Annotated in this window: 25 protein-coding genes, 1 pseudogene and 1 riboswitch; of the genes and pseudogenes, 7 read left to right on the top strand and 19 right to left on the bottom strand. The window is 70.8% G+C overall.

The genetic code is table 11. The features are described 5' to 3' along the window. Positions 1–12: 12 nt before the first annotated feature. The 14 genes and pseudogenes from mrdA to ACE3TA_RS19715 all read right to left on the bottom strand — a co-directional run bounded on the left by mrdA (position 13) and on the right by ACE3TA_RS19715 (position 14,894). Positions 13–1,986, bottom strand: coding sequence for a penicillin-binding protein 2 (mrdA, locus tag ACE3TA_RS19780; RefSeq protein ID WP_374576056.1), 1,974 nt, complete (start codon positions 1,984–1,986; stop codon positions 13–15). 11 nt (positions 1,987–1,997) lie between these two features. Then, positions 1,998–2,513, bottom strand: a complete 516-nt coding sequence (locus ACE3TA_RS19775) for a hypothetical protein (protein ID WP_374576055.1) — start codon at positions 2,511–2,513, stop codon at positions 1,998–2,000. A gap of 212 nt (positions 2,514–2,725) precedes the next feature. Then, positions 2,726–3,775: pseudogene (gene mreC, locus ACE3TA_RS19770) on the bottom strand (rod shape-determining protein MreC); the annotation flags it as partial. A gap of 68 nt (positions 3,776–3,843) precedes the next feature. Continuing rightward, positions 3,844–4,887: a rod shape-determining protein gene (locus tag ACE3TA_RS19765; protein WP_012522835.1), complete on the bottom strand. Its 1,044-nt coding sequence runs from the start codon at positions 4,885–4,887 to the stop codon at positions 3,844–3,846. Between the two features lie 263 nt (positions 4,888–5,150). Continuing rightward, a complete protein-coding gene (locus tag ACE3TA_RS19760) occupies positions 5,151–6,452 on the bottom strand; it encodes a sensor histidine kinase (protein ID WP_374576054.1) in 1,302 nt (433 codons plus the stop codon). Positions 6,453–6,657: 205 nt separating this feature from the next. Continuing rightward, positions 6,658–7,434: a molybdate ABC transporter substrate-binding protein gene (gene modA / locus ACE3TA_RS19755; RefSeq protein WP_374576053.1), complete on the bottom strand. Its 777-nt coding sequence runs from the start codon at positions 7,432–7,434 to the stop codon at positions 6,658–6,660. A 6-nt stretch (positions 7,435–7,440) separates the two neighbouring features. Next, complete coding sequence (locus tag ACE3TA_RS19750) at positions 7,441–8,235, bottom strand: TOBE domain-containing protein (RefSeq protein ID WP_374576052.1); 795 nt, start codon at positions 8,233–8,235, stop codon at positions 7,441–7,443. Between the two features lie 43 nt (positions 8,236–8,278). Then, entirely contained in the window at positions 8,279–9,160 is an 882-nt protein-coding gene (locus ACE3TA_RS19745) for a DMT family transporter (RefSeq protein WP_374576051.1), read from the bottom strand. Positions 9,161–9,254: 94 nt separating this feature from the next. Next, a complete protein-coding gene (locus ACE3TA_RS19740) occupies positions 9,255–10,823 on the bottom strand; it encodes a 2-isopropylmalate synthase (protein WP_374576050.1) in 1,569 nt (522 codons plus the stop codon). A gap of 212 nt (positions 10,824–11,035) precedes the next feature. Continuing rightward, complete coding sequence (locus tag ACE3TA_RS19735; RefSeq protein ID WP_374576049.1) at positions 11,036–11,653, bottom strand: glutathione S-transferase family protein; 618 nt, start codon at positions 11,651–11,653, stop codon at positions 11,036–11,038. Beyond that, positions 11,650–12,372, bottom strand: a complete 723-nt coding sequence (locus tag ACE3TA_RS19730; protein WP_374576048.1) for a TVP38/TMEM64 family protein — start codon at positions 12,370–12,372, stop codon at positions 11,650–11,652. Before ACE3TA_RS19730 ends, ACE3TA_RS19735 begins: the two co-directional genes overlap by 4 nt. Positions 12,373–12,458: 86 nt before the next feature. Beyond that, a complete protein-coding gene (locus ACE3TA_RS19725; RefSeq protein WP_374576047.1) occupies positions 12,459–12,860 on the bottom strand; it encodes a hypothetical protein in 402 nt (133 codons plus the stop codon). A 184-nt stretch (positions 12,861–13,044) separates the two neighbouring features. After that, positions 13,045–14,307, bottom strand: coding sequence for a serine hydroxymethyltransferase (glyA, locus tag ACE3TA_RS19720; RefSeq protein ID WP_374576046.1), 1,263 nt, complete (start codon positions 14,305–14,307; stop codon positions 13,045–13,047). A 41-nt stretch (positions 14,308–14,348) separates the two neighbouring features. Next, positions 14,349–14,432, bottom strand: a riboswitch (ZMP/ZTP riboswitch). An 18-nt stretch (positions 14,433–14,450) separates the two neighbouring features. Further along, entirely contained in the window at positions 14,451–14,894 is a 444-nt protein-coding gene (locus ACE3TA_RS19715; protein ID WP_374576045.1) for a hypothetical protein, read from the bottom strand. A gap of 136 nt (positions 14,895–15,030) precedes the next feature. On the opposite strand from ACE3TA_RS19715, the gene ACE3TA_RS19710 reads away from it, so the two are divergent. Both ACE3TA_RS19710 and pyrE read left to right on the top strand, forming a co-directional pair. After that, a complete protein-coding gene (locus ACE3TA_RS19710; protein ID WP_374576044.1) occupies positions 15,031–16,233 on the top strand; it encodes a pyridoxal phosphate-dependent aminotransferase in 1,203 nt (400 codons plus the stop codon). A gap of 2 nt (positions 16,234–16,235) precedes the next feature. Continuing rightward, the gene (pyrE, locus tag ACE3TA_RS19705) at positions 16,236–16,763 is read left to right on the top strand and encodes an orotate phosphoribosyltransferase (RefSeq protein ID WP_374576043.1); all 528 of its coding nucleotides are present in this window, start codon (positions 16,236–16,238) and stop codon (positions 16,761–16,763) included. Here pyrE and ACE3TA_RS19700 read toward each other — a convergent pair. Together ACE3TA_RS19700 and ACE3TA_RS19695 are read right to left on the bottom strand one after the other, a co-directional pair. Further along, a complete protein-coding gene (locus tag ACE3TA_RS19700) occupies positions 16,760–16,996 on the bottom strand; it encodes a DUF2171 domain-containing protein (protein ID WP_374576042.1) in 237 nt (78 codons plus the stop codon). The genes pyrE and ACE3TA_RS19700 overlap by 4 nt on opposite strands. A 73-nt stretch (positions 16,997–17,069) precedes the next feature. Then, positions 17,070–18,644, bottom strand: coding sequence for a CHASE domain-containing protein (locus ACE3TA_RS19695; protein ID WP_374576041.1), 1,575 nt, complete (start codon positions 18,642–18,644; stop codon positions 17,070–17,072). A 252-nt stretch (positions 18,645–18,896) separates the two neighbouring features. Between ACE3TA_RS19695 and ACE3TA_RS19690 the strand changes: the two genes are divergently transcribed. Continuing rightward, positions 18,897–19,073: a DUF4169 family protein gene (locus ACE3TA_RS19690; protein WP_374576040.1), complete on the top strand. Its 177-nt coding sequence runs from the start codon at positions 18,897–18,899 to the stop codon at positions 19,071–19,073. Position 19,074: 1 nt separating this feature from the next. On the opposite strand, the gene ACE3TA_RS19685 is transcribed toward ACE3TA_RS19690, so the two are convergent. Continuing rightward, the gene (locus tag ACE3TA_RS19685; protein WP_374576039.1) at positions 19,075–19,845 is read right to left on the bottom strand and encodes a Coq4 family protein; all 771 of its coding nucleotides are present in this window, start codon (positions 19,843–19,845) and stop codon (positions 19,075–19,077) included. Between the two features lie 112 nt (positions 19,846–19,957). Between ACE3TA_RS19685 and ACE3TA_RS19680 the strand changes: the two genes are divergently transcribed. Both ACE3TA_RS19680 and ACE3TA_RS19675 read left to right on the top strand, forming a co-directional pair. Beyond that, positions 19,958–20,179: a ribbon-helix-helix domain-containing protein gene (locus tag ACE3TA_RS19680; protein ID WP_374576038.1), complete on the top strand. Its 222-nt coding sequence runs from the start codon at positions 19,958–19,960 to the stop codon at positions 20,177–20,179. Positions 20,180–20,210: 31 nt separating this feature from the next. Further along, the gene (locus ACE3TA_RS19675; RefSeq protein WP_374576037.1) at positions 20,211–22,562 is read left to right on the top strand and encodes a UvrD-helicase domain-containing protein; all 2,352 of its coding nucleotides are present in this window, start codon (positions 20,211–20,213) and stop codon (positions 22,560–22,562) included. A 7-nt stretch (positions 22,563–22,569) separates the two neighbouring features. Here the strand turns inward: ACE3TA_RS19675 and ACE3TA_RS19670 are convergent, their stop codons facing one another. Beyond that, positions 22,570–23,007 carry a hypothetical protein gene (locus ACE3TA_RS19670; RefSeq protein WP_374576036.1) on the bottom strand — a complete coding sequence of 146 codons (438 nt, stop codon included), beginning with the start codon at positions 23,005–23,007 and terminating at the stop codon, positions 22,570–22,572. Positions 23,008–23,095: 88 nt separating this feature from the next. Between ACE3TA_RS19670 and ACE3TA_RS19665 the strand changes: the two genes are divergently transcribed. Continuing rightward, positions 23,096–23,548, top strand: coding sequence for a hypothetical protein (locus ACE3TA_RS19665; RefSeq protein ID WP_374576035.1), 453 nt, complete (start codon positions 23,096–23,098; stop codon positions 23,546–23,548). Between the two features lie 39 nt (positions 23,549–23,587). Beyond that, positions 23,588–24,454 (top strand): 50S ribosomal protein L11 methyltransferase, encoded by an 867-nt coding sequence (locus ACE3TA_RS19660; protein WP_374576034.1) that lies wholly within the window; start codon positions 23,588–23,590, stop codon positions 24,452–24,454. On the opposite strand, the gene ACE3TA_RS19655 is transcribed toward ACE3TA_RS19660, so the two are convergent. Then, on the bottom strand, positions 24,451–25,011 hold the full coding sequence (locus tag ACE3TA_RS19655) for a GNAT family N-acetyltransferase (protein WP_374576033.1): 561 nt from the start codon (positions 25,009–25,011) through the stop codon (positions 24,451–24,453). The genes ACE3TA_RS19660 and ACE3TA_RS19655 overlap by 4 nt on opposite strands. Positions 25,012–25,154: the final 143 nt, after the last annotated feature.

Raw genomic sequence — 25,154 nt, 5'->3', positions numbered from 1 at the left:
GGGCCGGGTCCGTCACGTCGAAGTTCCCGGCGCGGCCGGGTGGTCGTCGGGAATGGGCGTGGGCGCCTCGGGCAGGCCGCCCTCCATCTTGGCGTCGGCGGGCAGCTCCGGCATCGGCAGCGGCTTGACGATCCGGGCGCGCACCTCCGGGTCCTTCAACAGCGCCACGCGCATGATCTCGCGGGCCCGGGGCGCGGCGGCCGAGGCGCCGAAGCCGCCGTGCTCCACCAGCACGCTCATGGCGTAGCGCGGGTCGTCATAGGGCGCGAAGGCCACGAACCAGGCGTGGTCGCGCAGCTTCCACTCGCCGACCGCGCCGTGCGCCCCTCGCCCGCCGCCGTAGGAATAGGTCTGCGCCGTGCCGGTCTTGCCCGCCATCTTGATCGGGCCCAGGCCCAGGTCCGCCACCCGCGCGGCCGTGCCGCTCGTCGTCACCGCCGCCATGGCCTCGCGCACGAACTGCAGATGGTCCAGGTTCACCGGCAGGTCGCCGAACGCCGAGCCGCGCGGCCGCTCGACCCCGCCGATGGATTCGACCAGGCGCGGGTGCAGCGCCTTGCGCGCGTTGGCGATCCGCGCGGTCATGACGCACAGCTGCAGCGGGTTGAGGTGGGTGTAGCCCTGGCCGATGCCCATGCTGGGCGTCTCGCCCGGGTGCCACACCGGGTCCTTCGGGAAGGTGCGCCGCTTGTAGGCCCGGTCGGGCACCAGTCCCGCCTTCTGCCCCGGAATGCCGATGTCGAAGATCTCGCCCAGGCCGAACTTGCGCGCCGTCTCGGCGATCTTGTCGGGGCCGACGGCCAGGGCGCACTGGTAGAAATAGATGTCGCAGGAGGTGGCGATCGCCCCTTTCAGGTCCTGCGCGCCGTGCGCTTCGTCGCAGTGCCAGACCCGCCCGCCCCACGGCCAGGCCTTGTTGCACACATGCACCGTCGCCGGATCGTAGCCGTTCTCCAGCGCGGCCAGCGCCACCATGGTCTTGAACGTCGAGCCCGGCGGATAGGTGGCCGTCAGCGCCTTGTTGAACAGCGGCTTGCGCTCGTACTCCGCCAGCGCCTTGTACTCGGCGCCGGTCAGCCCCTTCACGAACCGGTTGGCGTCGAAGCTGGGCGCCGAGAACAGGCAAAGGATGTCGCCCGTACGGCAGTCCATCATCACCGCCGCCCCGCTCTCCTCGCCGAACACCTCCATGGCGCGGGTCTGGATGTCGGAATCCAGGGTGAGCTGGATCGTCTTGCCGACGGTGGCGGGAATGTCGCCCGCCGGGTCGTTGCGCACCTCCCGGCCGTTGGCGTCCACCTCCACCTTCTTCGCGCCGGCCTTGCCGCGCAGTTGCAGGTCGAACGCCTTCTCCACGCCCTGGCGGCCGATGCGGAAGCCCGGATGCAGCAGGATCGGGTCGGAGTTGGGCCCGGTCTTGGTCAGGTCCTCCTTGTTGACCTTGGCCACATAGCCGATCACGTGGGCGAAGGCCCCGCCCTGCGGATAGACCCGCACCTCGCCCATGTCGGCGGTCACGCCGGGCAGCTCGGGCGCACGGATGTTGATCGCGCTGAACTCCTCCCAGCTCATGTCGTCCATGATCGACACCGGCACGCGGCGCGGCGCGCGGTCGATCTCGCGGATCAGCCGCTTCTGCCGCTCGTCGTCCAGCGGCACGTAGCTGGCCAGGGTCTTGAGCGTGGCCTCGGTGTCGGTGGTTTTGTCGCGCGTCACCAAGAGGCGGAAGTTCGGCCGGTTGGAGGCCAGCACCACGCCGTTGCGGTCGATGATCAAGCCCCGCGGCGGCGGCACCAGCTTGTAGTTGAACTGGTTGTTGGCCGAGAGCTTCTGGTACCGCTGCGCCTCGACGAGTTGCAGGTGCGCCAGCCGCCCGCCCAGCGCCGCCAGCCCCAGACCGGCCAGGCCGCCCAGCAGGATCGAGCGCCGGTGGAACACGCCCTGGCGCTCGTTGACCTCCGAAAAGAAGATGGATGGCTCAGCCATCTCTCCGCCCCCTAGCGGAACCTCACATCGGCGTCCTCGAAGCGTTCGATCAGCCTATGTGTGAAAGGGTAAAGGACGATTGTGGCCAGCAGTTGCCAGCCGACGCTCACGATGTTCGGCGCCTGATGGGCCTGCACCATGCTGAACAGATAGGCCGCCCCCACGGCGATGAGGCATGTCACCGCATACCAGGCCCACATCATCGGCTGGCTCTGGCCGGCCATCATGCTGCGGGTGACCAGCACCACGCCGTAGCCGGTCAGCAGCGCCAGCGCCCAGAGGCCCAGCGGCCCGCCCCAGAACACGTCCAGGAACAGGCCCATGAACAGCACCGCGATCGGCGCCATGATCGAGGGGCGGATCACCGCCCAGGCGAAGGTCGCCACCATCGGCGCCACCGGCTCGGGCAGGCGCAGGCCGAACATCCTCAGCGGAATCGCCAGCAGGATCGTCACCGCCAGGCATTGCAGCATCGGCACGCCGAGCCAGCGCAGGGGCGTCAGGGGCTGGGCGGCCGAATAGCTCATTCCTCGAACGGCGCCGTTTGCGGTTCGGACGACTGAGCCGGCGGTTCCCGCTGCGGCGGCTTGGCGGCCGGCGTGGACGCCGCCGGCGTCTGGGCGGCGGGCTTGGCGGCGGCCGGCTTCGGCGCGGCCGGCTTGGCGGCCGGCGGCGCGGCGGCGCCCGTCGTCGATCCGGCGGCGGATGCAGGCGGCTTGGCCGGGGCTTGCGTCGCCGGCTTGGGGGCCGTCGCGGAGGGCGTCGTCGCCGACGCGGGCCTGGACGGCGCCGGCGTCGCCACGGACGGGGCTGTGGCCGATGGGCTCGTCGCCGGCTTGGGCGGGGCCGCCGCCGGCTTGACCGCGGCCGCGGCGACCGCCGAGGCCGACGGCAGCTCCATGGCCGCCGGCGGGGTCATCCGGTCCAGCGCCTTGGCGTCGATGAGCTGGGTGAAGTTCTTGAACAGCAGGATCCGCACGAAATCGATCGGGGCGGCGTCCGAGGCGAGCACCACGCGCCACTCCCCGTCCAGCCCCTTCACCGCCACGCCCACCGGCAGGCCGCGCGGCATCAGCCCGCCGTCGCCGGAGGTGAGGATGCGGTCGCCTTCCTTCACCGGGTCCTGGCCGCGCAGGTACTCCAGCTTCGGGTTCGGTCCGCCGTCGCCGGTCAGGATCGCCCGTGCGTTGGTGCGGTCCACCATCACCGGCACACGGCTGGCGATGTCGGTGAGCAGCAGGATGCGGCTGGCGCCCCTGGTCACGCCGATCACGCGGCCGACGACCCCGTTCTCGCTCATCACCGGATTGCCCTCGGTCACCCCGCGCTCGGCGCCGGCGTTGGCCAGCCGCGTATTGGCGAACGGGCCGCGGGCGTCGGCCACGACGCGCGCTGTCGCCATCGGGATCGGCGGATCGGTCTTCAGGCCCAGGATCGTCTTGTAGCGGTCGTTGGTGTCGCGCAGGGCGATCGCCACGTCGCGCCACTGCTTCATCTCGGCGAGTTCGGCCTTCAGCTTGCGGTTCTCGGAGACCGCGAAGAAGTAGCCGCCGATCGCCTTGCCCCCCAGGCCGATCCAGCGGCCCGGCGTGGACAGCACGTCGCCCACCGGCGTCGCCACCGCATCGGTCACCTTGCGCGTCACGCCATAGGCTTCGGCCTGGAACCGCTCGCGCCGGTCGCCGATCAGCAGGGCGGCGGCCACCACCGCGGCGACGACCAAGGCCACCCCCGCCGTCCAGGTCAGCGGGACCTTCAAATCGCCGAACTGGTTGTCCCGCAAGGGCACTTAAGCGTCGTCTCCAAAGGCCGTCGTCACCTGCGCGCCCACGGCTGCGCAGGCGCGATTCGCTGGCCTCAGGCTAGAGTGGACTCCAGCACGCCCTTCATCCACTTCGGATGTTCGAGCACCTTGCCGCATCCCAGCGCCACGCACGACAGCGGATCGTCCGCCACGGTCACCGGCAGGCCGGTGTGATCGCGGATCTCGGCGTCCAGGCCGCGCAGCAGCGCCCCGCCGCCGGTCAGCATGATGCCCTTGTCGGCGATGTCGGAGGCCAGCTCCGGCGGCGTCGCCTCCAGGGCCATCTTCACCGCGTCGACGATCTGGCCCACCGGCTCGGAGAGCGCGTCGGAGGCCTGCTTTTCGCTGATGCGCACCTCGCGCGGCACGCCCTGCATCAGGTCGCGGCCCTTGACCTCGATCGACAGGCCCTCGCCGTCCGCCGGCGCCCGGGCCGTGCCGATCTCCTTCTTGATCCGCTCGGCCGTGGTCTCGCCGATCAGGAGGTTATGGTTGCGGCGCATGTAGCTGATGATCGCCTCGTCCATCTTGTCGCCGCCCACGCGGACCGAGCGCGAATAGACGATGCCCGACAGCGACAGCACGGCCACCTCGGTGGTGCCGCCGCCGATGTCCACCACCATCGAGCCGGTGGGTTCGTGGATCGGCAGGCCGGCGCCGATCGCCGCGGCCATCGGCTCGTCGATCAGACCGACGCGACGGCCCCCGGCGTTCAGGCAGGAATCGTTGATGGCGCGGCGTTCCACCGCGGTCGCGCCGGACGGCACGCAGACGATCACCTTCGGGTTCACGAAGCCCTTGCGGTTGTGAACCTTGCGGATGAAGTACTTGATCATCTCCTCGGCGACTTCGAAGTCGGCGATCACCCCGTCGCGCATGGGGCGGATGGCTTCCATGTGGCCGGGCGTGCGGCCCAGCATCTGCTTGGCCTCGATGCCGACGGCGTGCACCACCTTGCGTCCGCCCACGTTGCGCAGCGCCACCACCGACGGCTCATTGAGCACTATGCCCTTGCCCTTCATGTAGATCAGGGTGTTGGCGGTGCCGAGGTCGATGGCGATATCGTTCGAGATGGCGCCGAAGAGGGACGAGATCATTTAGTGCCCTGAAAGGAAAGCGAGCAGGAACGGCGAGTCCAAGAAGCCTTGCGGCGCGGCTCCACGCGCCCCGCGTCCGGAAGCGCCTGACCACCCAGCCTTCGCTGTCGGACTCCCGTCCGTGTGCCCTGCCATCTGGTCGATTTCAAGGCTTATTGACGCGAGCATGGTCAACGAACTCGCACAGCCGCGGAACGACGATCCAAGCGTGCATTGATTCGGCCAGCGACCCCCAGGTAGATCGGGTCCATTGTGGCGGGATGTCACGGGCCGGGGCCAGCCGTATCGCGCCTCGGTGGAACTTCGATCAGGCAGCGCAGCCCCTCTGGCGCGAACGTCAGGTCCACTCGCCCGCCCAGTTCGCGGCTCACCGCGTTCTCCAGGAAGCGGCGGCCGAAACCCAGCCGCGCAGGCGCGTCCACGGCGGGCCCGCCGCTCTCGATCCAGGCCAGGGCGAGCCCGCCGCGCGCGTCAGGCCGCCAGCTCACGTCAACTCGTCCGCCTACGGACGATAGCGCGCCGTAGCGCTCGGCGTTGGCCGCCAGCTCGTGCAGCGCCATGGCGAGGGTCACCGCCGCCCGCGCGGTGATCGGCGTCGGCGGGCCGCTCGCCTCGACGCGCCCCTCGCGTCCCGGATCGAGCACGGCCGCGGCCAGGACGCCCAGTTCGATCTCGCGCCAGTGGGCGCGCGCCAGCAGGTCGTGCGCCTGGCTCAGCGCCAGCAGGCGCGCCTCGAACGCGGCGGCCATGACCGCCGGATCGCCCCCGCCCCGGAAGCTCTGCCCGGCCAGCGACTGGATGGTCGCCAGGGTGTTCTTCACCCGGTGGTTCACTTCGTCGAGCAGCGCCTTCTGCCGCAGCTCGGCCTCCTTCCGCTCGGTGATCTCCACCAGCATGTTGACCGCGCCGATCAGCGCGCCGTTCTCGCCGTGCAGCGGCGTCGGATAGGCCAGCACCGCGCCGCGGGCGCCGTCGTGGCGCTCGAAGCCGACCTCGACGCCGACGCCCCCGAGCCCCTCCCGCACCGCCGCCGCCAGCGGACAGGTCTCGCGCGCCATCTCGCGCCCGTCGGGATGGAAGAGCCGGCGAAAGCCGCACCAGCGGTTGACGCCCGCCTCAGGGCGTCCGCCCCAGAGCATCTCGGCGGCCGGGTTGAAGGCGGTGATGCGGCCCTGCACGTCGGTCCAGTAGACGGCCACGGGCGAGTTCTCGACCATGCGCCGCGCCCACACCCGCTCCTTGCGCAGGTCGTCGCGGGCTCGGCCGATGGCGTCCACGCCCTGGAAGCAGACGATCACGCCGGCCGCCGCGCCGTCCTCGTCGCGCAGCAGGTCCGCGGCGGTGAGCAGGTGCAGCCAGCCGCCGTCAGCGCGCTCCACCGCCACCTCCAGGTCGCGGATCGGCGCATTGGCGGCCAGGGCCTCGGTCATCGTCGCGCCGCACAGGGCCTGGTCGAGCTCCTCCGCCGAGGCGGCGGCCGCGCCGATCTCCTTGGCCCGGCGGTTGGACCGCCTGAGCACGCCGTTGAGATCATAGAGGTGGGCGCCTACGGGCAGCGCCTCCAACAGGCTCGCCCATTGGGAGGCGAAATGTCCCCCTCCCTCCACCGGCCGCTCGCTTCGAGCAAACCCGTCTATCCGCATCGCCATCCCCATGGCCCCGGCGGGCGCCGCAAGCGCCGCGCCCGAACTAAAGCCCGAAACGCGCGTTGGTTCCGTCGCTGACGGCGCCGTCACCGAACGCCGGCGCGCGACACGGCCGAGCCGGTCGTCACGCCTTGGGCGCCTGCGCCGGCGCTGTGAAGCCGTAGCGCCGGAAGATCCGCATCGCCTCCTTGCCGGACATGAAGTTCAGGAAGCCGGCGGCCTGTTCGCTCTTGGTCGAGGCCGTCAGGGCGGCCGGATAGATGATCGGCGGATGGCTCCCGGCCGGGAACCGGCCCACGATCCTGACCTTGGGCTCCACGAAGGCGTCGGTCTCATAGACCACCCCCAGGGGGGCCTCGCCGCGGGCGACGTACTGCAGGGCCGTGCGCACGTTCTCGGCGTCAACGACCTGATTGGAGACGCTGTCCCACACGCCGAGCGCGCCCAGGGCCTCGCGGGCGTAGCGGCCGGCCGGCACCTGCGGCGCGGCCACCGCCAGCCGCCCTCCGTTCAGCGCGCGCGCCAGCGGCATGTTCGGGCCGATGCGCAGTTGCGTCTTCGACCCGGCCGGGGCGATCAGCACCAGCCGGTTGCCGAGCAGGTCGCGGCGGCTGGCCGCGTCGATCAGCTTGCGCTCGGCCAGATAGTCCATCCACTTCACGTCGGCAGAGACGAACACGTCGGCCGGCGCGCCCTGCTCGATCTGCCGGGCGATGGCCGAGGTCGCCGCGAACGACACCTTCACCTTCACCCCCGTGCGGGCCTCGTAGGCTTGGCCGACCTCGCCCAGGGCGTCCTTCAGCGAGGCGGCGGCGAACACCGTCACGCTCTGCGCCGCAGCCGGAACCACGCTCAACATCCAGGCGGCGACCAGCGCCGCGACCCACCGCATGACCGTCATGTCCGTCTACTCCACCGCCAGGATCACGTGGGGCGCCTTGATCAGGGCCAGCGCCGCGTCGCCCGGCTTCAGGTCCAGCGCCTCGGCGCTTTCGCGGGTGATCGTGGCGGTCAGCGTCTTGCCGTCGGCCAGCTCCAGGGCGATCTCGCTGTTCACCGCCCCGTCCTCGCGCCGGCTCACCACGCCGGCGAGCTGGTTGCGCGCGGAGGTGCGCAGCCCCTCGCCCACCGCCAGGGTGATGAAGCTCGACTTGATCAGGGCGATGGCCGCCGCGCCGGGACGCAAGCCCAGCTCGCGCACGCTGTCGCGAGTCACCATCGCGGTGATCGACACGCCCGGCGCCACCTCGACCACCACCTCGGCGTTGACCGCGCCCTCGGTCACCGCGCTCACCACGCCGCGCAGGGCGTTCCGCGCGCTCGTCCGCATCCCCAGGCTCCAGAAAAGCTCGCCGACGTCGGCGCCCGCCAGCCCCGCCTCCAGCCGCGCCACGGCCGAGGCCAGTTCGGCCTCCACCTTGCGGAAGGCGGTCACCACCGCCCGGCCCCGCGGCGTCAGGCTGGCCTCGCCACCGGAGCGGCCGCCGGCGTGGGCGGCGATCAGCGGCGCGTCGAACAGGTTGTTCAGCGCCTGCACCGCGTCCCAGGCGCCCTTGTAGGACAGGCCCAGGCGCTTGGCCGCGCCGGAGATCGAACCGAACTCGGCCACCGCCTCCAAGAGCGCGATCCGCTCGGCGCCCACGCGCGCGCCGGCGCCGCGCCGCAGCGTCAGGGAGGCGACCAGGGCCGAGACGTCGTCCATGCGTTATGTAGACGTACTTCATAACGACTCGGCAAGGCGAAACTCAGCCGAGCGCGGTCAGCACCACGCCCACCGCCGTCGTCACGCCGGCCGCCGCCTGGGCCAGCGAAAGCCGCTCCTTGAACAGCCGCCGGCCCGCCGCCGCGGCCACCGGCGCCTCGATCACGCCCACCGCGCGCACCAGCCCCGCCGGCGCCAGGGCCAGCGCCGAGAACCAGCAGGCCGAGGCGGCCGCGCCGAAGAAGCCCGCGCCCAGCGAGGCGCGCCAGGAGGCGATCACCGCGCGCAGGGCCGCCGGTCGGGTCAGCGCCAGCATCGCGGTCAGACCGATCGTCTGCAGCGTCTGGGCCACGCACACCGACGCGATCCCGGAATAGAGCGGATGGTGCGGCTCCAGGGCGAGGCCGGCCTCGCGATAGCCGTTGAGCGTCACGGCGAAGAACGCCGCCGAGGCCAGGCCCGTGGCGACCCCGACCCAGTCGTTCGCCTCCCGCCCGCCGCGGGGCCACGACAGGGCCGCCAGTCCGGCCGTGGTCGTCGCCACGCCGATCCAGCCCTGGGCGCTCAGGTTGTCGCCCAGCACCGCGAAGCCCAGCAGCGCGCCGAACGGCAGCGAGGCCTGCTGCATGAAGGTCGCCACCGCGAATCCCGAGCGCCGCATGGCGGTGAGCAGCGCCGCCGTGGCGCTCACCTGGCCCAGGGCGCCGATCGACACGGCCGCGAGGTAGCGCCCGCTGAAATGCGGATCGGCGCCGGGCGTCAGCAAGGCCGCCACCGCGAAGAGCGCCAGCGAGAACGGCAGGCCGAACAGGAAGCGCACCAGGGTCGCGCCCCAGGGCCCGGCCTCGCCGATCAGGCCGCGCTGCAGCGCGTTGCGCGCCACCTGCAGCGGCGCGGCCGCCGCCGTCAGAACAATCCACAACATGTGAGAAACATCCGCTCAGCCCGCGCACGCGCGGGCCCGCCGCCCGTCTCGGGGCGGCGAGGTCGCCATCAATCCCGCCTTGCGGCCGGTGCGTCTAGAAGCCGGAAGCGACCTTCGCTTCGGGCGCGCTCTTTTCCTTCCTCGCGAAGAGGTTGTTGAGCGCGTTGACGTAGGCCTTGGCCGAAGCCGTGAGCGTGTCGGTGTCGGCCGCCTGGCCGGTGGCGATGCGGCCGTCCTCTTCGAGCCGCACCGAGACCTGCGCCTGGGCGTCGGTCCCCTCGGTCACCGCGTGCACCTGGAACAGGCGCAGGATTGCGGTGTGCGGGATCACTTCGTGGATGGCGTTGAACACCGCGTCCACCGGGCCGTCGCCGGTGGCCACGCCCTTGCGTTCCTCGCCGTCCACCGAGACGGTCAGCTCGGCCTGCTGCGGGCCCTCGGTGCCGGCCACCACGCGCAGGTGCTTGACCTGGATGCGGTCGGCGCCGGACGCCAGGGCGTCGTCCACCAGGGCGACGATGTCGTCGTCGAAGACGTGCTTCTTCTTGTCGGCCAGGTCCTTGAAGCGCTGGAACGCCTCGTTCAGGGCGTTCTGGCCCAGCTCGTAGCCCAGCGCCTTCAGCTTTTCGCGGAAGGCGTGGCGGCCGGAGTGCTTGCCCATGACGAGGTTGGTGGCGCCCTGCCCCACGTCCTCGGGCTTCATGATCTCGTAGGTCTCGGCGTTCTTCAGCATCCCGTCTTGGTGGATGCCGCTCTCGTGGGCGAAGGCGTTCTTGCCGACGATCGCCTTGTTGAACTGCACCGGGAAGCCGGTGATCGCCGACACGTAGCGGCTGGCCCGGGTGATGTGTTGCGGGTCGATGTTGGTGTGGTAGGGCAGCGCGTCGCCGCGCACCTTCAGCGCCATCACCACTTCTTCGAGCGCGGCGTTGCCGGCCCGCTCGCCGATGCCGTTGATCGCCACTTCCACCTGCCGCGCGCCGCCTTGCACGCCCGACAGGCTGTTGGCCACGGCCAGGCCCAGGTCGTTGTGGCAGTGGGTGGAGAAGATCACCCCGTCCGCGCCCGGCACGTTCTCGATCAGGTCGCGGAAGATCTCGGCGTATTCCGACGGATAGGTGTAGCCCACCGTGTCGGGGATGTTGATCGTGGTCGCGCCGGCCTTGATCGCGGCCTCCACGCAGCGGCGCAGGAAGTCGCGCTCGGTGCGCGTGGCGTCCTCGGCCGACCACTCCACGTCGCCGCACAGGTTGCGGGCGTGGGAGACCGACTTGGTCACCATCTCCAGCACCGCGTCCGGCTCCATCTGCAGCTTCCACTTCATGTGGACCGGGCTGGTGGAGATGAAGGTGTGGATGCGGCCGCGCTTGGCCGGGCGGATCGCCTCGGCGCAGCGCTCGATGTCGGCCTGGCCGGCGCGGGCCAGGCCGCAGATCGTGCTCTCGGTGACGATCTTGGCGATCTCGCTCACGGCCTGGAAGTCGCCGTTCGAGGCGATCGGGAAGCCGGCCTCGATCACGTCGACGCGCATTTCCTCAAGGATCTTGGCGAGCTCCAGCTTCTCGTCCAGCGACATGGAGGCGCCGGGCGATTGCTCGCCGTCGCGCATGGTGGTGTCGAAGACGATGACGCGGTCTTGCGCGGCTTGGGATACGGAGGTCATGGGACGGGTCTCTTCGCGGAGGGCTGTTCTACAAGGGTCGGGCTCGTGGGTCATCCCCTGAACGCCCGGCCGCGAAGACGCGCAGCCTAGTAAGGCGCCCAGGGGCGGCTAAGGCCGAGTCCAAGCAGAAGTTGGCTGTCGCGACGCATGTCCATGCCGCTCATCTACCGAAAAGCCCCTGATCGCGCAAGGCTATTGCGCGTCCCGCGGCTCTAGGCCGCTTCCTCGGCAAGAACCTTCCTCACGGCCGGCCGCTCGGCCATCCGCGCGGCGTGCTCGGCCACCTTCGGGAAGCGGGCGATGTCCACCTCGTCGGCCTCCAGCCAGCCGCAGATCGTGAAGAGGTAGGGATCGGCGATGCTGTAGGCTTCGCCCATCACCCAGGGGCCCTTGAACATCTGGGCCTCGATCAGTTCGAAGCACTCGCCCATCACCTGCGGCGCCTTGCGGCGCATGTCGGCCAGCGAGCCTTCCTCGTCGGCCCAGCGGTGGCCGCGATGACGGTGGGCGTGCGCCGGGTGCACCGTCGAGCAGAGATAGGCGTTGAAGGCCTGCAGCTCGGCGAAGGCGAAGGGATCGTCGAGCGGCGCGAGCCCGGCCTGCGGGTGGGTCTGGGCGATGTAGGCCAGGATCGCCGGGGTCTCGGTGATCACCCCCTGGGCGGTCGCCAGCGCCGGCACGCGGCCCTTGGGATTGATCGCCAGATAGCCCGGCCCGCGCTGCTCGCCGCCGCGCACGTCGACGCGCACCGCCTCGTAGGTGGCGCCGGCCTCTTCCAAGGCGATGTGCGAGGCCAGGGCGCAGGCGCCGCGGGCGTAGAACAGTTTCATTCGGACGGATCTCCCAGGGCGCCCTCGCGCCGCTTCAGCCACCGGCGCGCGAACCAGCCGATGGCCAGCCACAAGATGGCGATGGCGGCGAGCCCCACAAGGTAGCGCCCGCCCTCCCCCTTCATGGCGTGGACGATGGAATTGCCGGCGAAAGCCGTCAGCGCAATCTTCGGCACGATGCCGATGGCCGTGCCGGCGACGAACGGCCAGACCTTCATCGGCGTCACGCCCGCGGCCATGTTGACCACGATGAACGGCGCGGAGGGCACCAGCCGCACGATCAGGCTGGCCAGGAAGCCGTTGCGCCCCACCAGGTCCATGAACTTGCGCACGCCGTCGCTGGACAGCAGCTCCAGCGTCCGCGCCCCCGCCACCCGGCCGATGTAGAATCCGACCATCGAGGAGACCATCGTGCCGATCCAGCTATAGGCGAAGCCGGCCCAGGCGCCGAAGGCGACCACCGCCGCGGCGATCAGCACGAATTGCGGCACGCCGACGAAGGCCAGCAGGGCGAAGGCCGCCACCGCCACCGGCAGCGCCCAGGGCCCGTGCGCCGCCAGCCCCAGCCAGCGCTCCACCGTCGCCTCGCCGGAGAAGCCCAGCACCTGGGCGCCGAACAGGAACACCACCCCCACGCCGCCGAACAGCACGAAGGACACGGCCAGCGTGCGCCAGGCGCGGGCGTCCATGTTGGTCAGGAAACTCAGGATCCGGCGCATGCCGCTCCCTCGCCCGTTCGCCTGCGCCGGTCAAGCGCGGCTGTGGGCGCGCGCCGCGTTCGCGAACGCCGCCTTCAAGGCTGCAATCACGCCAGCAGCCTCGCCCCGGCGAACAGCATCCAGACCCCGGCCGCCGACGACAGCGCCCACACGCCCAGCACCGCGGCGATGTTGACCAGGCTCAGCCACGCCGGCAGTCGCCGCCGCGCCACCAGATAGAGTCCGGCGCACATCAGCAATATCGCACCGTTGGCGAAGACGTAGCTCTGGGTCGGCGCGAACAACAGGAACCAAAGCACATAGGGAAAGATGAACAATCCCGGGAGCTGCGCATAGACCATGTAGCCGTGACAGGTCGTGGCCGCGCACCGGTCCAGCATGAGGGAGCTCAGGTCCACCGCCCAGAGCAGCGCCAGCACCGCGCCGATCGTCCACCCCGGGACGATCGGCGCGGCGCGCAGCGTTCTAATGGAACACGACTTGGCCATGCTCGAGCGCCCTTTGGTAGGCGTCGCGAGCCCGCCGCCCCAGTTCATCGGTTCCAGCTTCGTCGATCAGTTGATCGATCGCCGTCTTCTGATTTGGGCTGATCACGATAGGTATCCCCTCCGCACAGCCAAGGTAGCCCTCAATCCTCGGTTGTCAAGAACAAATATAGAACAACCAGCCCCGTCACCCCTTCGCCACGCCCGGCACGGCGAAGCCGCGGCAGAGCTCGCGCACCTGCCCGCACAGGCGTCCGGCCAGGGCCGCGTCCTCCGGCGCGCGCAGCGCCTCGACCATCCAGCCGCCCAGCCGGCGCATCTCCTCCTCGCCCATGCCCCGCGTCGTGCAGGCCGGCGTGCCCAGGCGCACCCCGCTCGGCCGCAGCGGCGGGCGCGGATCGTCCGGGATCACCTGCTTGTTGGTGGCGACGCCGATGCGGTCCAGCGCCTCCTCGGCGGCGCGGCCGTCCAGGCCGAAGCTCTCCACCGTATCGATCACCATCATGTGGTTGTCGGTGCCGCCGGTGATCAGGCGTGCGCCCCCGTCCAGCAGCGTCCGCGCCAGGGTCTTGGCGTTGGCCAGCACCTGTTCGGCGTAGCCGCGGAACGCCGGCTCGGCCGCCTTCTTGAAGGTGATCGCCGCCCCGGCCACGTTGTTCATGTGCGGGCCGCCCTGCAGCCCGGGAAACACCGACGAATCAATCGCCTTGGCCAGCCCCTTGCGGCACAGGATCATTCCGCCCCGCGGCCCGCGCAGGCTCTTGTGCGTGGTGGTGGTGACGATGTCGAAGCCCGCATCGAAGGGATTGGCCATCACCCCGGCCGCCACCAGCCCGCCGATGTGCGAGATGTCGGCCATGGCCAGCGCCCCCACCTCGTCGGCCACCTGGCGGAAGCCCGCATAGTCGTAGTCGCGCGGATAGGAGGAATAGCCGGCCAGCACGATCTTCGGCCGCACCTGCTTGGCGATCGTCATCATCTGCTCGAAGTCGATCGCCCCGCCCTCGCCGGTCTTGTAGCGGACGAAGTTGAACACCTTGCCCATGTGCGAGACCGGCGCGCCGTGGGTCAGGTGGCCGCCGTGCGACAGATCCATGGCCAGCACCGTGTCGCCCGGCTGCATCACGGCGAAGTAGGCAGCCTGGTTCATCGGCGAGCCCGACAGCGGCTGGACGTTGGCGTGCTCAGCGCCGAACAGGGCGCAAGCCCGCTCGCGGGCCAGCCGCTCGACGGCGTCGGTGTGCTCCTGGCCGCCGTAGTAGCGCCGGCCCGGATAGCCCTCGGAGTACTTGTTGGTCAGCACTGAACCCAGCGCCGCCAGCACCTCGGGATAGGTGTAGTTCTCCGACGGGATCATCTCCACGCCGTCGGTCTGGCGGCCCTCCTCGCCGGCTATCTCGGCGAAGATCTCGGGGTCGTACGACTTCAGGGCTTGGCGGTCGGCGTCCATGGGCGGCTCCTCCTTGGAAGAAGCGTTGGACCGGGATGGCTCCCGATCGCCCAGGCGAGCGGCCGATGACGCCCGCGCTTCCCGAGGGTTCAGCCCCTCCGATCTCGCCAGTCACGCGGACGGCGCAGACATACCCGCCCGTGTCACCCCTCGCAATGGATCAGGCCCACCGGCGCGGGGAACGGCCCGCCCTCCACGAGCACGCCCTTGGCCGCCTCGACGAATCGCAGGCTCAGCGCCTTCGCTGGCGTCGGCGCGCCCTTGCTGGCGCAGGCGGCCGCGACGTCGTAGCCGCCGGGCGCCTCGGCCACGCTGTCGAAATCGCAGGTCACCTCGTCCGGCGCCGACAGGCCGTCGGCGGTGAAGATCCAGGGCGCGGTCGCGCAGGTGGCGGTGGCCTCCGACCAGCGCCCGACATAGCGCGCCGCCTTGCGCTCGTCGGCCGAAAGCGTCCTTGGCGGCGCCGGCGCGGCCGCCGCCGGCTGCGCAGCCGCTGCGGGCGGTTTCTGCGGTTCGGACGAGCTGACGGGCTGGCCGCATCCGGCCAGAACCGCGCAGGCGAGGAACAGCGAAATCTTGCGTGGCATCGGCGCCTCCTGTGGCCTTTCGGCAAGCGCGGGCCGCAAGGCGCCCTTCGGACGCCCATATTGGGTTCCCGCAGTGAGCGGCATGGGCTACACCCGCGCCGTTTCCTCCACCCCTAACTGGAAAGCACGAAGAGCCATGTCGCTCCAGTCCGCCACGCTCGCCCGCGTCAAGCCCTCCGCCACCATGGCGACCGATCAGAAGGCTCGTGAGCTCAAGGCGCAGGGGAAAAACGTCATTAGCCTCGGGGCCGGCGAGCCGGACTTCGATACGCCGGACAACATCAAGGAAGCCGCGATCAAGGCGATCCGCGACGGCAAGACCAAGTACACCACCGTCGACGGCATCCCGGAGCTGAAGGAAGCCATCTGCGCCAAGTTCGCGCGCGAGAACGGCCTGACCTACAAGCCCTCCCAGGTGAACGTCTCGCCCGGCGGCAAGCCGGTGATCTTCAACGCCATGATGGCCACCCTGAACCCTGGCGACGAGGTGGTGGTGCCCACGCCCTATTGGGTGAGCTATCCGGACATGGTGCTGCTGGCCGGCGGCACGCCGGTGTTCGCGCCGACCACGGCGGACAACGGCTTCAAGCTGAAGGCCGCCGACCTTGAAGCGGCGATCACGCCCAAGACCCGCTGGCTGATCCTCAACTCGCCGTCCAACCCGTCCGGCGCGGCCTACACCAAGGCCGAGCTGAAGGCCCTGGCCGAGGTGCTGCTGCGCCACCCGCAGGTGTGGATCCTCACCGACGACATGTACGAGCACCTGGTGTTCGACGACTTCGAGTTCTGGACGATCGCCCAGGTGGAGCCGGCGCTCTACGACCGCACCCTGACCATGAACGGGGTCTCCAAGGCCTACGCCATGACCGGCTGGCGGATCGGCTACGCGGCCGGGCCGGAGGAGCTGATCAAGCTGATGGCCAAGGTCATGAGCCAGTCGACCTCCAACCCCTGCTCGATCAGCCAGTACGCGGCCGTCGAGGCGCTCAACGGCTCGCAGGACTTCATCAAGCCCAACGCCAAGCTCTTCCAGGAGCGGCGCGACCTGGTGGTGTCCATGCTGAACCAGGCCTCGGGCCTGAAGTGCCCGACGCCGGAGGGGGCGTTCTACGTCTATCCGTCCTGCGAAGGGCTGATCGGCAAGACCGCGCCGAGCGGGGTCAAGATCGCCTCGGACAAGGACTTCGCCAACGAGCTGCTCGAGGCCGAGGGCGTGGCGGTGGTGTTCGGCGAGGCGTTCGGCCTGTCGCCGTTCTTCCGCATCAGCTACGCCACCTCCAACGCCACGCTGGAAGAGGCCTGCGCGCGCATCCAGCGCTTCTGCGCCTCGGTGAAATAGGAATGGACGAGGCGGCCCGCCGCCGGCTCGCGAGGGACATCGCGTCCGTCGCCCGGCTGGAGGGCCGCTTCACCCTGCGCTCCGGCGCCGTCGCCGCCGAGTACTTCGACAAGTACCGCTTCGAGAGCGACCCCGCCCTGCTGAAGCGCGTGGCGGCCGCCATGCTTCCGCTCGTGCCGGATCGGGCCGAGGTGCTGGCCGGGCTCGAGCTGGGCGGCGTGCCCATCGCGACCGCCATGTCGCTGGCCGACGGCCGGCCGGCCGCGTTCGTGCGCAAGGAGGCCAAGGCCTACGGCACATGCCAGGCGGTCGAAGGCGCGCAGGTCGGCGGCAAACGCGTGGCGATCATCGAGGACGTCATCACCACCGGCGGCGCGGTTCGTGACGCGATCGGCCACCTCGAGGCCGCCGGCGCCGAGGTCGTCGCCGTCGTCTGCGCGATCTGGCGAGGCGACGGCGAGCCGAAAATCGCCGGCGTCGAGGCCGCCGTCCTCCCCGCCTTGCGCCGCGAGGACCTCGAACAGGCCTAGTGGCGCTCGCGCCAGGCCGAGCGCGCGGCGTCCTGGGTCAGGTTCAGGCACACCTTGTCCCGTTCGATATGATCCACCCAGGTCATCGGGATCAGGTGGTGCCTGAAGCCCGATCCGGTATCCAGGCGCGCCAGCTCGATCTCGCGGCCGAGCACGTGGTCGACCCTGCCGACGTGGCCGCCGTCGGAGCCCACCACCTCCATGTGCTCGTGAATGTCCGAAGCTTGGACCATCGCCGATCTCCTTCGTTGCTGCGGGTGCGAAGAAAACCGTTGAACCGCGCCGCGGTTGCCGCGGGCGGCGCGATCACGCGGCGCTTTCGACCTCCTCGTCGGGGGATGTGCTCGGCGGCGGCGCCAGGTTGAAGGCGATGGCGCAGGTCACCCCGTCCGGGTCGAAGTTGAGCCTGACGTCGCCGTTCAACTGGTGCGCCAGGCCGCTCACGATCAGGCGAGAGCCGAAGCCGGTGCGCGAAGGCGTCGTCACCGTCGGCCCGCCGGCCTCGCGCCAGACGATCGACACGCGGTCCGGCGCCTCGTCCGAGCGCGAGACGGTCCATTCGACCCTGACCCTGCCGTTGGCGCCCGACAGCGCCCCGTGCTTGGCCGCGTTGGTCGCCAGTTCGTGGAACGCCATGCCCAGGGCCACGGCGGTGTTGGGCGACAGCCAGACCGGCTCGCCCAGGATCGTCACCCGTTCGCGCCGCCCGCCGCCGTAGGGCGCCAGCTCGGCCTTGGCCAGGTCCGCCAGGCTCGCGCCGCGCCAGTTGTCGCGGGTGAGCAGGTTGTGCGCCTCGCTGAGCGCCATCAGCCTGGCCTCGAAGGTCTTGCGGCCGGTCTCCAGGTCCGGCGCGTTGCGCAGGCTCTGGGCGGCGATCGACTGCACGGTGGCCAGGGTGTTCTTCACCCGGTGGTTCAGCTCGCCCAGCAGCAGTTGCTGGCGCTCCTCCGCCAGCTGCCGCGTCTGGACCTCGCGTTCGGCGGCCAGCCGCGCCTGCACCTGGGCCAGCATGGCCCCGGCGATCAGCGCGGTCGCCAGCACGCCGATCGCCGCGAAGCCGGTGACGAACTGCGCGTCGTCCGCCGGCCTGAACTCGTCGTTGGCGTTGTAGGCGACGATCCAGCTACGGCCGGCCACGTCCAGCCGCCGCACCGACCGGAACTCCGCGCCCGGCCCGGACGTGCGAGGCGGCGCCGAGCGCTGCAACAGGTTCTGCGGCGCGGCGGTCCCGTCGTAGACCGCATACTCCAAGCCCCGGTTGTTCAGGTTGGCGATCACGCTCTGCAGCAGCGCCTTGGCCTGGAACGGCGCATAGACGAAGCCCTCGAACCGCGTGCGCCGCGCGGCCAGGTCCGCCGGCACGTCCCCGCCCGTGTAGACCGGCTCCAGCATCAGAAAGCCGGTCTGGCGGCCGTCGGCGTCCTCGCGGTGAAGCTCCACCTTGCCCGACATCGCCGGCCGGCCGCTGTCGCGGGAGCGGACGATCGCCTCGGCCAGCACCGGATCGGCCGCCAGGTCGCGCCCCAGCTCGCGCCGGTTCGGCTCGGTCTGCGGCTCCAGATAGGTCACGATCACGCCGTCTTCGGCGCGTCCCGGAGCCGGCCTGCGCGCGGCGAAGCCGATGCCCTCGATGCCCGGATAGCGCCGCACCAGCTCGATCCGCCGGGCGAAGCTCTTGAACTCGCCGGGGTCGACGGTCTTGCTGGCCGCATAGAGGCCGGCGCCGGCGCGCAGCACCGCCACATAGGTCTCCAGCCGGTCGACGATCGCGTCGTTGGTCTCGTCCACCAGCCGCTCGAAGCGGTCGTGCGAGCGCTGGGCGTTCACCTTGTGGATCAGGAAGCCGCCCGTGATCGTGGCCAGCGCGCCAAAGGCGGCCACCAGCAAGGGCGCCCACCGAAGGCGCGCCCACCGGACGCCATCGCTGATCGAGCCCGTCTTCACGACCGCCCCCAAGGGTTCCGTCGGTCAGCCGTGACTCATTTGGCGGCGACAGTCCACACCGTTCGCCCGGCCGCCGGCGCCCCGGTCACGGCGGTCGCCCGTGGGGTCGGCGGCGGGTCCGCCGCGCCAAACCCGTTTGCCGGCCGCGCGTTTGGGTGCAGGATCGGCGCCCGTCGCAAGGGTCCGCCGATGAGCGAAATCATCAATCTGAACAAGGCGCGCAAGGCGAAAGCCCGCGCCGAGGCCATGGCGCAGGCCGCCGAGAACCGCGTCCGCCATGGCCGCGCGAAGGCGCAGAAGGTCCAGACGCGGGCGGAAATCGCCAAGCTCGAGCGCCGCCTGGACGACGCCCGCAGGGAAGACTGACCTAGGCCGCCGCGCGGGCCGCGGTCATGTCGCGATCCTCGGGCGGGATCGCGTCGTAGAGCGTCGCCGGCGTGATGTTCAGCCGCTTGCGCGCCGCCTCCAGCGGCTCGCTCATCACGCGCGCATAGTCCTCGCCCAGCAGCCACTTGGCGGCCTTGCCGCGCTGGTAGCCCTGCCAGATCGCCCGCCGGTAGGGATGCGGCCGGGCCGCCTTGCGCGAACGCGACGCCGCGCCCGCCGCGATGAACGCCCAGCCCAGGCCGCCGGTCTGGGCGAACGAGAACGCCACCAGGCACGCCTCGCCCAGGCCGTCGCGGTGATAGCCCGACAGGATGTGCCAGATGTCGTGCACGTCGCGGGTGCGCCGGCCGAACCAGGCGTAGGGATGGGCGACGTCCACTTCCTTGGCGTTCTGCTGGCTGACTTCGGCCAGGCCCTGCGCCGAAAGGTTCTCGCTGCGCACGAAGTCGCGATAGGCCGCGCCCACCGTGCCGGCCGCGAAGCTGTCCAGCCAGGCGTCGTCCATCAGCCGCTTGGCGAACTCCTCGCGCTCATAGGCCATGCGCCCGCCCTCGGCGGTGGCCAGCAGGCGGTGATAGCCCTTGGCCGTCGAGCGGCCGTTCAGCGCCCGCATGATCTCGAACACCTGGCCGGTGTCCTCCTTGTCGCGGAACAGGCGGCGCAGGGCCTTGAAGGCCACGCCCCATTGCAGGCGCGGCGGGCCGATGTGGCGGGGAGCGGCGGAAGCGGGAGAGATTACGGCGTCGGTCATGCCGAAACCATAGACTGAACACTGTTTAAATAGAAGTGACGGTTGCGTCACGCACACGAGTTTTGCACCGCTCGCGCTTGCGCCCGGCCGCCGATCGCCCGCACAAGAGCCCATGCCCCGCCTGCGCAAGCGCTCGATCCTTCTGTCCGGCCACGCCACCTCCGTGGCGCTGGAGACCGAATTCTGGACCGAGCTGGAAGAGATGGCCGCCGAACAGGGCGTCAGCCTCGCCGCCCTGATGGCCGAGATCGACGAGACGCGCGCCGACACGCCCCTCGCCTCCGCCTGCCGCCTGGCCGCCCTGGCCCACGCCAAAACCGCCGCCCGAGGTTAACCGGCGGCCGGCGTGTGCTACATATGTTCTGATGTCTTCGCCTGAATCACTCGACCCTGCCGGCTTCGACGCCCCCTCCCCCCGTGTCAGCGACCTGGCCCGCGTGCGCGGTCCCGACTACCTGGAGGGCCTGAACCCCGAACAGCGCGAGGCGGTGGAGACCATCGAGGGCCCGGTGCTGGTGCTGGCCGGCGCGGGGACCGGCAAGACGCGGGTGCTGACCACCCGCCTCGCCCACATCCTGGCCGCCGGCAAGGCCAAGCCGTGGGAGATCCTGGCGGTCACCTTCACCAACAAGGCCGCGCGCGAGATGCGCGAGCGGATCACCGCCATCATCGGCCCGCAGGCCGAGGGCCTGCGCTGGCTCGGCACCTTCCACGCCATCGCCGCCCAGATCCTGCGTCGCCACGCCGAGCTGGTCGGGCTGAAGTCGAACTACACCATCCTCGACACCGACGATCAGGAACGCCTGATCAAGCAGGTGCTGGAGGCCGAGAACATCGATTCCAAGCGCTGGCCGGCCAAGGCCCTGGCCGGCCTGATCGACCACTGGAAGAACCGCGGCTGGACGCCCGAGCGGCTGCCGCCCGCCGAGGCCGCCCACTTCGCCAACGGCAAGGGCCAGGCGCTCTATCGCCTCTACCAGGAGCGCCTGCGGGTGCTGAACGCCTGCGACTTCGGCGACCTGCTCCTGCACAACCTGACGGTCTTCACCTCCCAGCCCGACGTGCTGGCCGAGTTCCACAACCGCTTCAAATACATCCTGGTCGACGAGTATCAGGACACCAACGTCGCCCAGTACCTGTGGCTGCGCCTGCTCGCCCAGGGCCGGCAGAACCTGTGCTGCGTGGGCGACGACGATCAGTCGATCTACGGCTGGCGCGGGGCCGAGGTGGACAACATCCTGCGCTTCGAGCGCGACTTCCCGGGCGCCAAGGTCATCCGGCTGGAGCGCAACTACCGCTCCACCAGCCACATCCTGGCCGCCGCCTCGGGCCTGATCGCCGCCAACAAGTCGCGCCTCGGCAAGACGCTGTGGACCGAGGCCGAGGGCGGCGAGAAGGTGATCGTCCGCGGGGTCTGGGACGGCGAGGCCGAGTCCCGCCTGATCGCCGACGAGATCGAGCGCGCCCACCGCGGCTCCACCGAGCGCGACCCGCGCAAGTACCGCGACATCGCCATCCTGGTGCGCGCCTCCTTCCAGATGCGCGCCTTCGAAGAGCGCTTCGTCCTGCTGCAGATCCCCTACACGGTGGTCGGCGGCCCGCGCTTCTTCGAGCGGGCGGAGATCCGCGACGCCCACGCCTATCTGCGGCTGATCCAGTCCGACGCCGACGACCTGGCCTTCGAGCGCATCGTCAACACGCCCAAGCGCGGCATCGGCGAGACCAGCGTCCAGAAGCTGCTGCAGGTCGCGCGCCTGAACGGCGTGCCGGCCACCGCCGCCGCGCGCCAGCTCGCCCTGACCGACGAACTGCCGGCGCGCACCCGCACCTCGCTCGCCAACTTCCTGCGCGACATCGACCGCTGGCGCGCCCAGGCCGAGGTGATGCCCCACCAGCGGGTCATGGAGCAGGTGCTGGAGGAGAGCGGCTACACCGACGCCCTTCGCCTGGACAAGACGCCGACGGCCCAGACCCGGCTGGAGAACCTGAAGGAGCTCGTCCAGTCCATGGGCGCCTTCGACAGCCTTCAGGCCTATCTGGAGCACGTCTCGCTGGTCATGGATCTCGACCGCGGCCCTTCGGCCGACGCCGTGCAGATCATGACCCTGCACTCGGCCAAGGGCCTGGAGTTCCCGCTGGTCTTCCTGCCCGGCTGGGAGGAAGGCGTCTTCCCCTCCCAGCGCAGCATGGACGAGAAGGGCGAGAAGGGCCTGGAGGAAGAGCGGCGCCTGGCCTACGTCGGCATCACCCGCGCGCGGGAGGAAGCGCGTATCTCCTTCGCCGCCAATCGCCAGGTCTATGGCCGCTGGACCAGCCAGCTTCCCTCCCGCTTCGTCGACGAGTTGCCGCTGGCCAATGTCGAGGCCTCGTCGGAGACCGGCTACTACGGCGGCGGCCCGGGCATGCAGCAGCACGGCAGCCGCTGGGACGAGAGCCCTTCCTTCGGCGCGGGCTATTCCTCGCCCGGCTGGAAGCGCGCCCAGGAGCGCAACTACCACGGCAGCCATCCCGGCCGGCAGCAGGTGATCGAAGGCGAGGGCCGTCTGGTCGCCGTCTCCACGCCGTCAGCCTCCAGCGACTATCAGCGCGGCGACCGGGTGTTCCACGTCAAGTTCGGCTACGGCCAGGTGAAGGGCGTGGAGGGCAACAAGCTCACCGTCGTCTTCGAAAAGGCCGGCGAGAAGCGGGTGATCGACTCTTTCGTCGAGAAGGGCTGACCCCGCCCTAGCGCCGCCGCAGCAGCCGCGCCGCCGTCACCCCCAGCCCGACCACCAGGGCCGCCGTCCCCGCGGCGAGGGCGATCAGCTTGGTCTTCGGCGCGACCGCACCCGCCGCCTTGCCTTCCGGCGAGGCCGGGATCACGGCCACCGGCGCCGGCGCGGACACGGCCTTGACCGCCGCCGGCTTCCTGGCCGCCGTCTTCACTGCGCGCTCGAACACCACCTTGCCCTCGCGCCGGTCCACGTCGGCCACGCGCCAGCCGGCCGACAGCCAGCCGGCCTTGTGCGGCTTGTCGTCGTCGTTCGACCACCAGGTTCCGTGGGTCGAGGCGGTCTTGGGCAGGGAAAAGCCCAGCACGGACTCCACCTCGGCGAAGCTCGCGCGCCATTCATCGGCGCTCATCGCCGCCAGATGGTCGGCCAAGGGCTGGTATTTGCTCATGGTGCGCTCCCGTTGCGGCTCATGCCTCATTGCGCCGATGCGCCTGAAGCTTCAAGTTAAGGCGTCGGAAGCCAAACGCGAGGCCGAGATGCGCTGGATCATCGCGGGCGCGGGCGCGATCGCCGCCGCGTTCGCCGGCGCCGCCGCCGGCGGCGTCATAAAACCGGAGTTCGGCAGCTTGGTCGGCCAGCTCTCCGCCCCGCGCCTGGTCACCGCCAGCGCCGGCCGCCGCGCCGCGGCCGAGGCCGAGACCGCCCCCGACGCCGCAGACGCCAACACCGACGACGCTTCGTTCGACGGGAACCTGCCGGACTACGTGGTCGGCACCGACTGGCTGCCGCCCAAGTTCGAGGAGGACGCGCCGCCCGCCGACGCCGGCGACATCGCCCCCGTCCAGGTGCTCAGCGCCGCCTCGCCGGCCCCCGCCGCCCGGACCAAGGTCGTGCAGCCCCTGGCCGCCGGCAAGGCGCTGGAGCCCCTGCGCACCGCGCCCTCGGCCCTGGTGGCCGACGCCGCGGCCAAGGCCAAGTCGGCCTTCTAACCCCTCGCCTTTCGCCGCGCGCCTCTCTAGAGGGGGCGCATGACCGACGACGCCTATCAGATCATCGCCCGCGGCCCCCGCGCCGACGCCGAGGCCGCCGCCGCCGCGATCGACGCCGATCCGGCGCTGGAGGGCGCCACCTACTCCATCCTGGAGGAGGACGAGGACCGCGGAATCTGGCGGATCGACGCTTTCCCCACCTCCGACGAGGAAGCCGCCGGCCTGCAGGCCGCCCTGGCCGCCTTCCCGGCCCTGAAGGTCTCCCGCGAGAAGCTGGCCGACGCCGACTGGCTGGCCATGGCGCTCTCCGGCCTGCCGCCGGTGCGGGCCGGTCGCTTCTTCATCTACGGCGCCCACGACCGGGGCCTGGCGCCGCCGAGCACCGTCAACCTGCGCATCGAGGCCGGCGCGGCCTTCGGCACCGGCCACCACGGCACCACGGTCGGCTGCCTCCTGGCCTACGACCGCCTGCTCAAGGCCCGCCGCTTCGCGCGCGTGCTCGACGTGGGCTGCGGCACCGGCGTGCTCGGCATCGCCGCGGCCCGCACCGGCTCGCCCGTCGTGGTCGGCACCGACATCGACAAGGTCTCGGTGCGCATCGCCCGCGAGAACGCCAAGCTCAACCTCGCGGGGGCCCGTTTCGTCCACGCCTTCGGCCTGAACCACCGGGCGGTGAAGGCGAGCGGCCCCTACGACCTGGTGTTCGCCAACATCCTGGCCGCGCCGCTGGTGTTCCTCTCCCAGCCGATCAAGCTCGCCCTGAAGCCCGGCGGCCTGGCGATCCTGTCGGGCCTGCTGCGCTCGCAGGAGCGGCGGGTCCTCGCCGCCTACCGCTCCAAGGGCTTCGTCCTGGTCCGCCGCATCCACCGCGACGCCTGGGCCACCCTGGTGCTGCGCCGGACCTAGCCGGCCCACTCCTCGGCGAGCACGGCGTAGACGCAGGTGTCGCGCCAGCCGTCGCGGCCCATGTGGTTCTGTCGCAAGAGGCCCTCGCGGCGCATGCCGAGCTTCTCCATCACGCCCCAGGAGCCGCGGTTGCGCACGTCGCAGATCGCCCACACCCGGTGCAGGCCGAGCGCGCCAAAGGCCGCGCCCACCACCGCGCGGGCGGCTTCGGTCGCATGGCCCTGGCGCCAGTACGGCCGGTGGAAGCTGTAGCCGATATCGGCGGCGAAGTTGTCCGGCTCCTTGATCTCCAAGCGGATCGAACCGATCACAGCGCCGGTCTCGACAAGTTCGACCGCGAGGCTGACGCCGGGCCGCGGCCAGACCTTCGCCGCCTCCAGCCAGCCGTCCAGCACCTTGCGGGTGACCTCGGGCGTGTTCGGGCCCCACTCCATGTAGCGGATCACCTCCGGGTCGACAGCGTAGGCATGGACGTCGTCATAATCCTCTGCGCGGAAGTCGCGCAGCAAGAGCCGCTCCGTTCGCAGCGGAAACCAGGGGTCGGGGGGAAGGGTCATGTCGAGCTCTCCGAGGATGGATCGGACGGGCTCGTCTTTCGTGGACCCCGGCCGATGGGCGGGGTCCGGTCGCTTCAGCCCTGGCTCAAGGCGCGCGACGGCGAACGACCCCGCAAGGAGCGTTCGAGTTCGAGCAACCGAGG

Origin of the sequence: Phenylobacterium sp. (assembly GCF_041916435.1) — a bacterium.
Lineage (GTDB): Bacteria > Pseudomonadota > Alphaproteobacteria > Caulobacterales > Caulobacteraceae > Phenylobacterium.
This window is presented reverse-complemented; position numbering and strand designations above follow the sequence as displayed.

What these genes read in the sequence shown, in the direction of transcription:
- glyA (WP_374576046.1), bottom strand. Translation starts at nt 14,307, where the DNA reads ATGGACGCCGACCGCCAAGCCCTGAAGTCGTACGACCCCGAGATCTTC.
- pyrE (WP_374576043.1), top strand. Translation starts at nt 16,236, where the DNA reads ATGGACGAGGCGGCCCGCCGCCGGCTCGCGAGGGACATCGCGTCCGTC.
- ACE3TA_RS19675 (WP_374576037.1), top strand. Translation starts at nt 20,211, where the DNA reads ATGTCTTCGCCTGAATCACTCGACCCTGCCGGCTTCGACGCCCCCTCC.
- ACE3TA_RS19735 (WP_374576049.1), bottom strand. Translation starts at nt 11,653, where the DNA reads ATGAAACTGTTCTACGCCCGCGGCGCCTGCGCCCTGGCCTCGCACATC.
- ACE3TA_RS19670 (WP_374576036.1), bottom strand. Translation starts at nt 23,007, where the DNA reads ATGAGCAAATACCAGCCCTTGGCCGACCATCTGGCGGCGATGAGCGCC.
- ACE3TA_RS19740 (WP_374576050.1), bottom strand. Translation starts at nt 10,823, where the DNA reads ATGACCTCCGTATCCCAAGCCGCGCAAGACCGCGTCATCGTCTTCGAC.
- ACE3TA_RS19680 (WP_374576038.1), top strand. Translation starts at nt 19,958, where the DNA reads ATGCCCCGCCTGCGCAAGCGCTCGATCCTTCTGTCCGGCCACGCCACC.
- ACE3TA_RS19690 (WP_374576040.1), top strand. Translation starts at nt 18,897, where the DNA reads ATGAGCGAAATCATCAATCTGAACAAGGCGCGCAAGGCGAAAGCCCGC.
- ACE3TA_RS19660 (WP_374576034.1), top strand. Translation starts at nt 23,588, where the DNA reads ATGACCGACGACGCCTATCAGATCATCGCCCGCGGCCCCCGCGCCGAC.
- ACE3TA_RS19710 (WP_374576044.1), top strand. Translation starts at nt 15,031, where the DNA reads ATGTCGCTCCAGTCCGCCACGCTCGCCCGCGTCAAGCCCTCCGCCACC.
- ACE3TA_RS19775 (WP_374576055.1), bottom strand. Translation starts at nt 2,513, where the DNA reads ATGAGCTATTCGGCCGCCCAGCCCCTGACGCCCCTGCGCTGGCTCGGC.
- ACE3TA_RS19745 (WP_374576051.1), bottom strand. Translation starts at nt 9,160, where the DNA reads ATGTTGTGGATTGTTCTGACGGCGGCGGCCGCGCCGCTGCAGGTGGCG.
- ACE3TA_RS19750 (WP_374576052.1), bottom strand. Translation starts at nt 8,235, where the DNA reads ATGGACGACGTCTCGGCCCTGGTCGCCTCCCTGACGCTGCGGCGCGGC.
- ACE3TA_RS19700 (WP_374576042.1), bottom strand. Translation starts at nt 16,996, where the DNA reads ATGGTCCAAGCTTCGGACATTCACGAGCACATGGAGGTGGTGGGCTCC.
- modA (WP_374576053.1), bottom strand. Translation starts at nt 7,434, where the DNA reads ATGACGGTCATGCGGTGGGTCGCGGCGCTGGTCGCCGCCTGGATGTTG.
- ACE3TA_RS19715 (WP_374576045.1), bottom strand. Translation starts at nt 14,894, where the DNA reads ATGCCACGCAAGATTTCGCTGTTCCTCGCCTGCGCGGTTCTGGCCGGA.
- ACE3TA_RS19725 (WP_374576047.1), bottom strand. Translation starts at nt 12,860, where the DNA reads ATGGCCAAGTCGTGTTCCATTAGAACGCTGCGCGCCGCGCCGATCGTC.
- ACE3TA_RS19765 (WP_012522835.1), bottom strand. Translation starts at nt 4,887, where the DNA reads ATGATCTCGTCCCTCTTCGGCGCCATCTCGAACGATATCGCCATCGAC.
- mrdA (WP_374576056.1), bottom strand. Translation starts at nt 1,986, where the DNA reads ATGGCTGAGCCATCCATCTTCTTTTCGGAGGTCAACGAGCGCCAGGGC.
- ACE3TA_RS19665 (WP_374576035.1), top strand. Translation starts at nt 23,096, where the DNA reads ATGCGCTGGATCATCGCGGGCGCGGGCGCGATCGCCGCCGCGTTCGCC.
- ACE3TA_RS19730 (WP_374576048.1), bottom strand. Translation starts at nt 12,372, where the DNA reads ATGCGCCGGATCCTGAGTTTCCTGACCAACATGGACGCCCGCGCCTGG.
- ACE3TA_RS19655 (WP_374576033.1), bottom strand. Translation starts at nt 25,011, where the DNA reads ATGACCCTTCCCCCCGACCCCTGGTTTCCGCTGCGAACGGAGCGGCTC.
- ACE3TA_RS19685 (WP_374576039.1), bottom strand. Translation starts at nt 19,845, where the DNA reads ATGACCGACGCCGTAATCTCTCCCGCTTCCGCCGCTCCCCGCCACATC.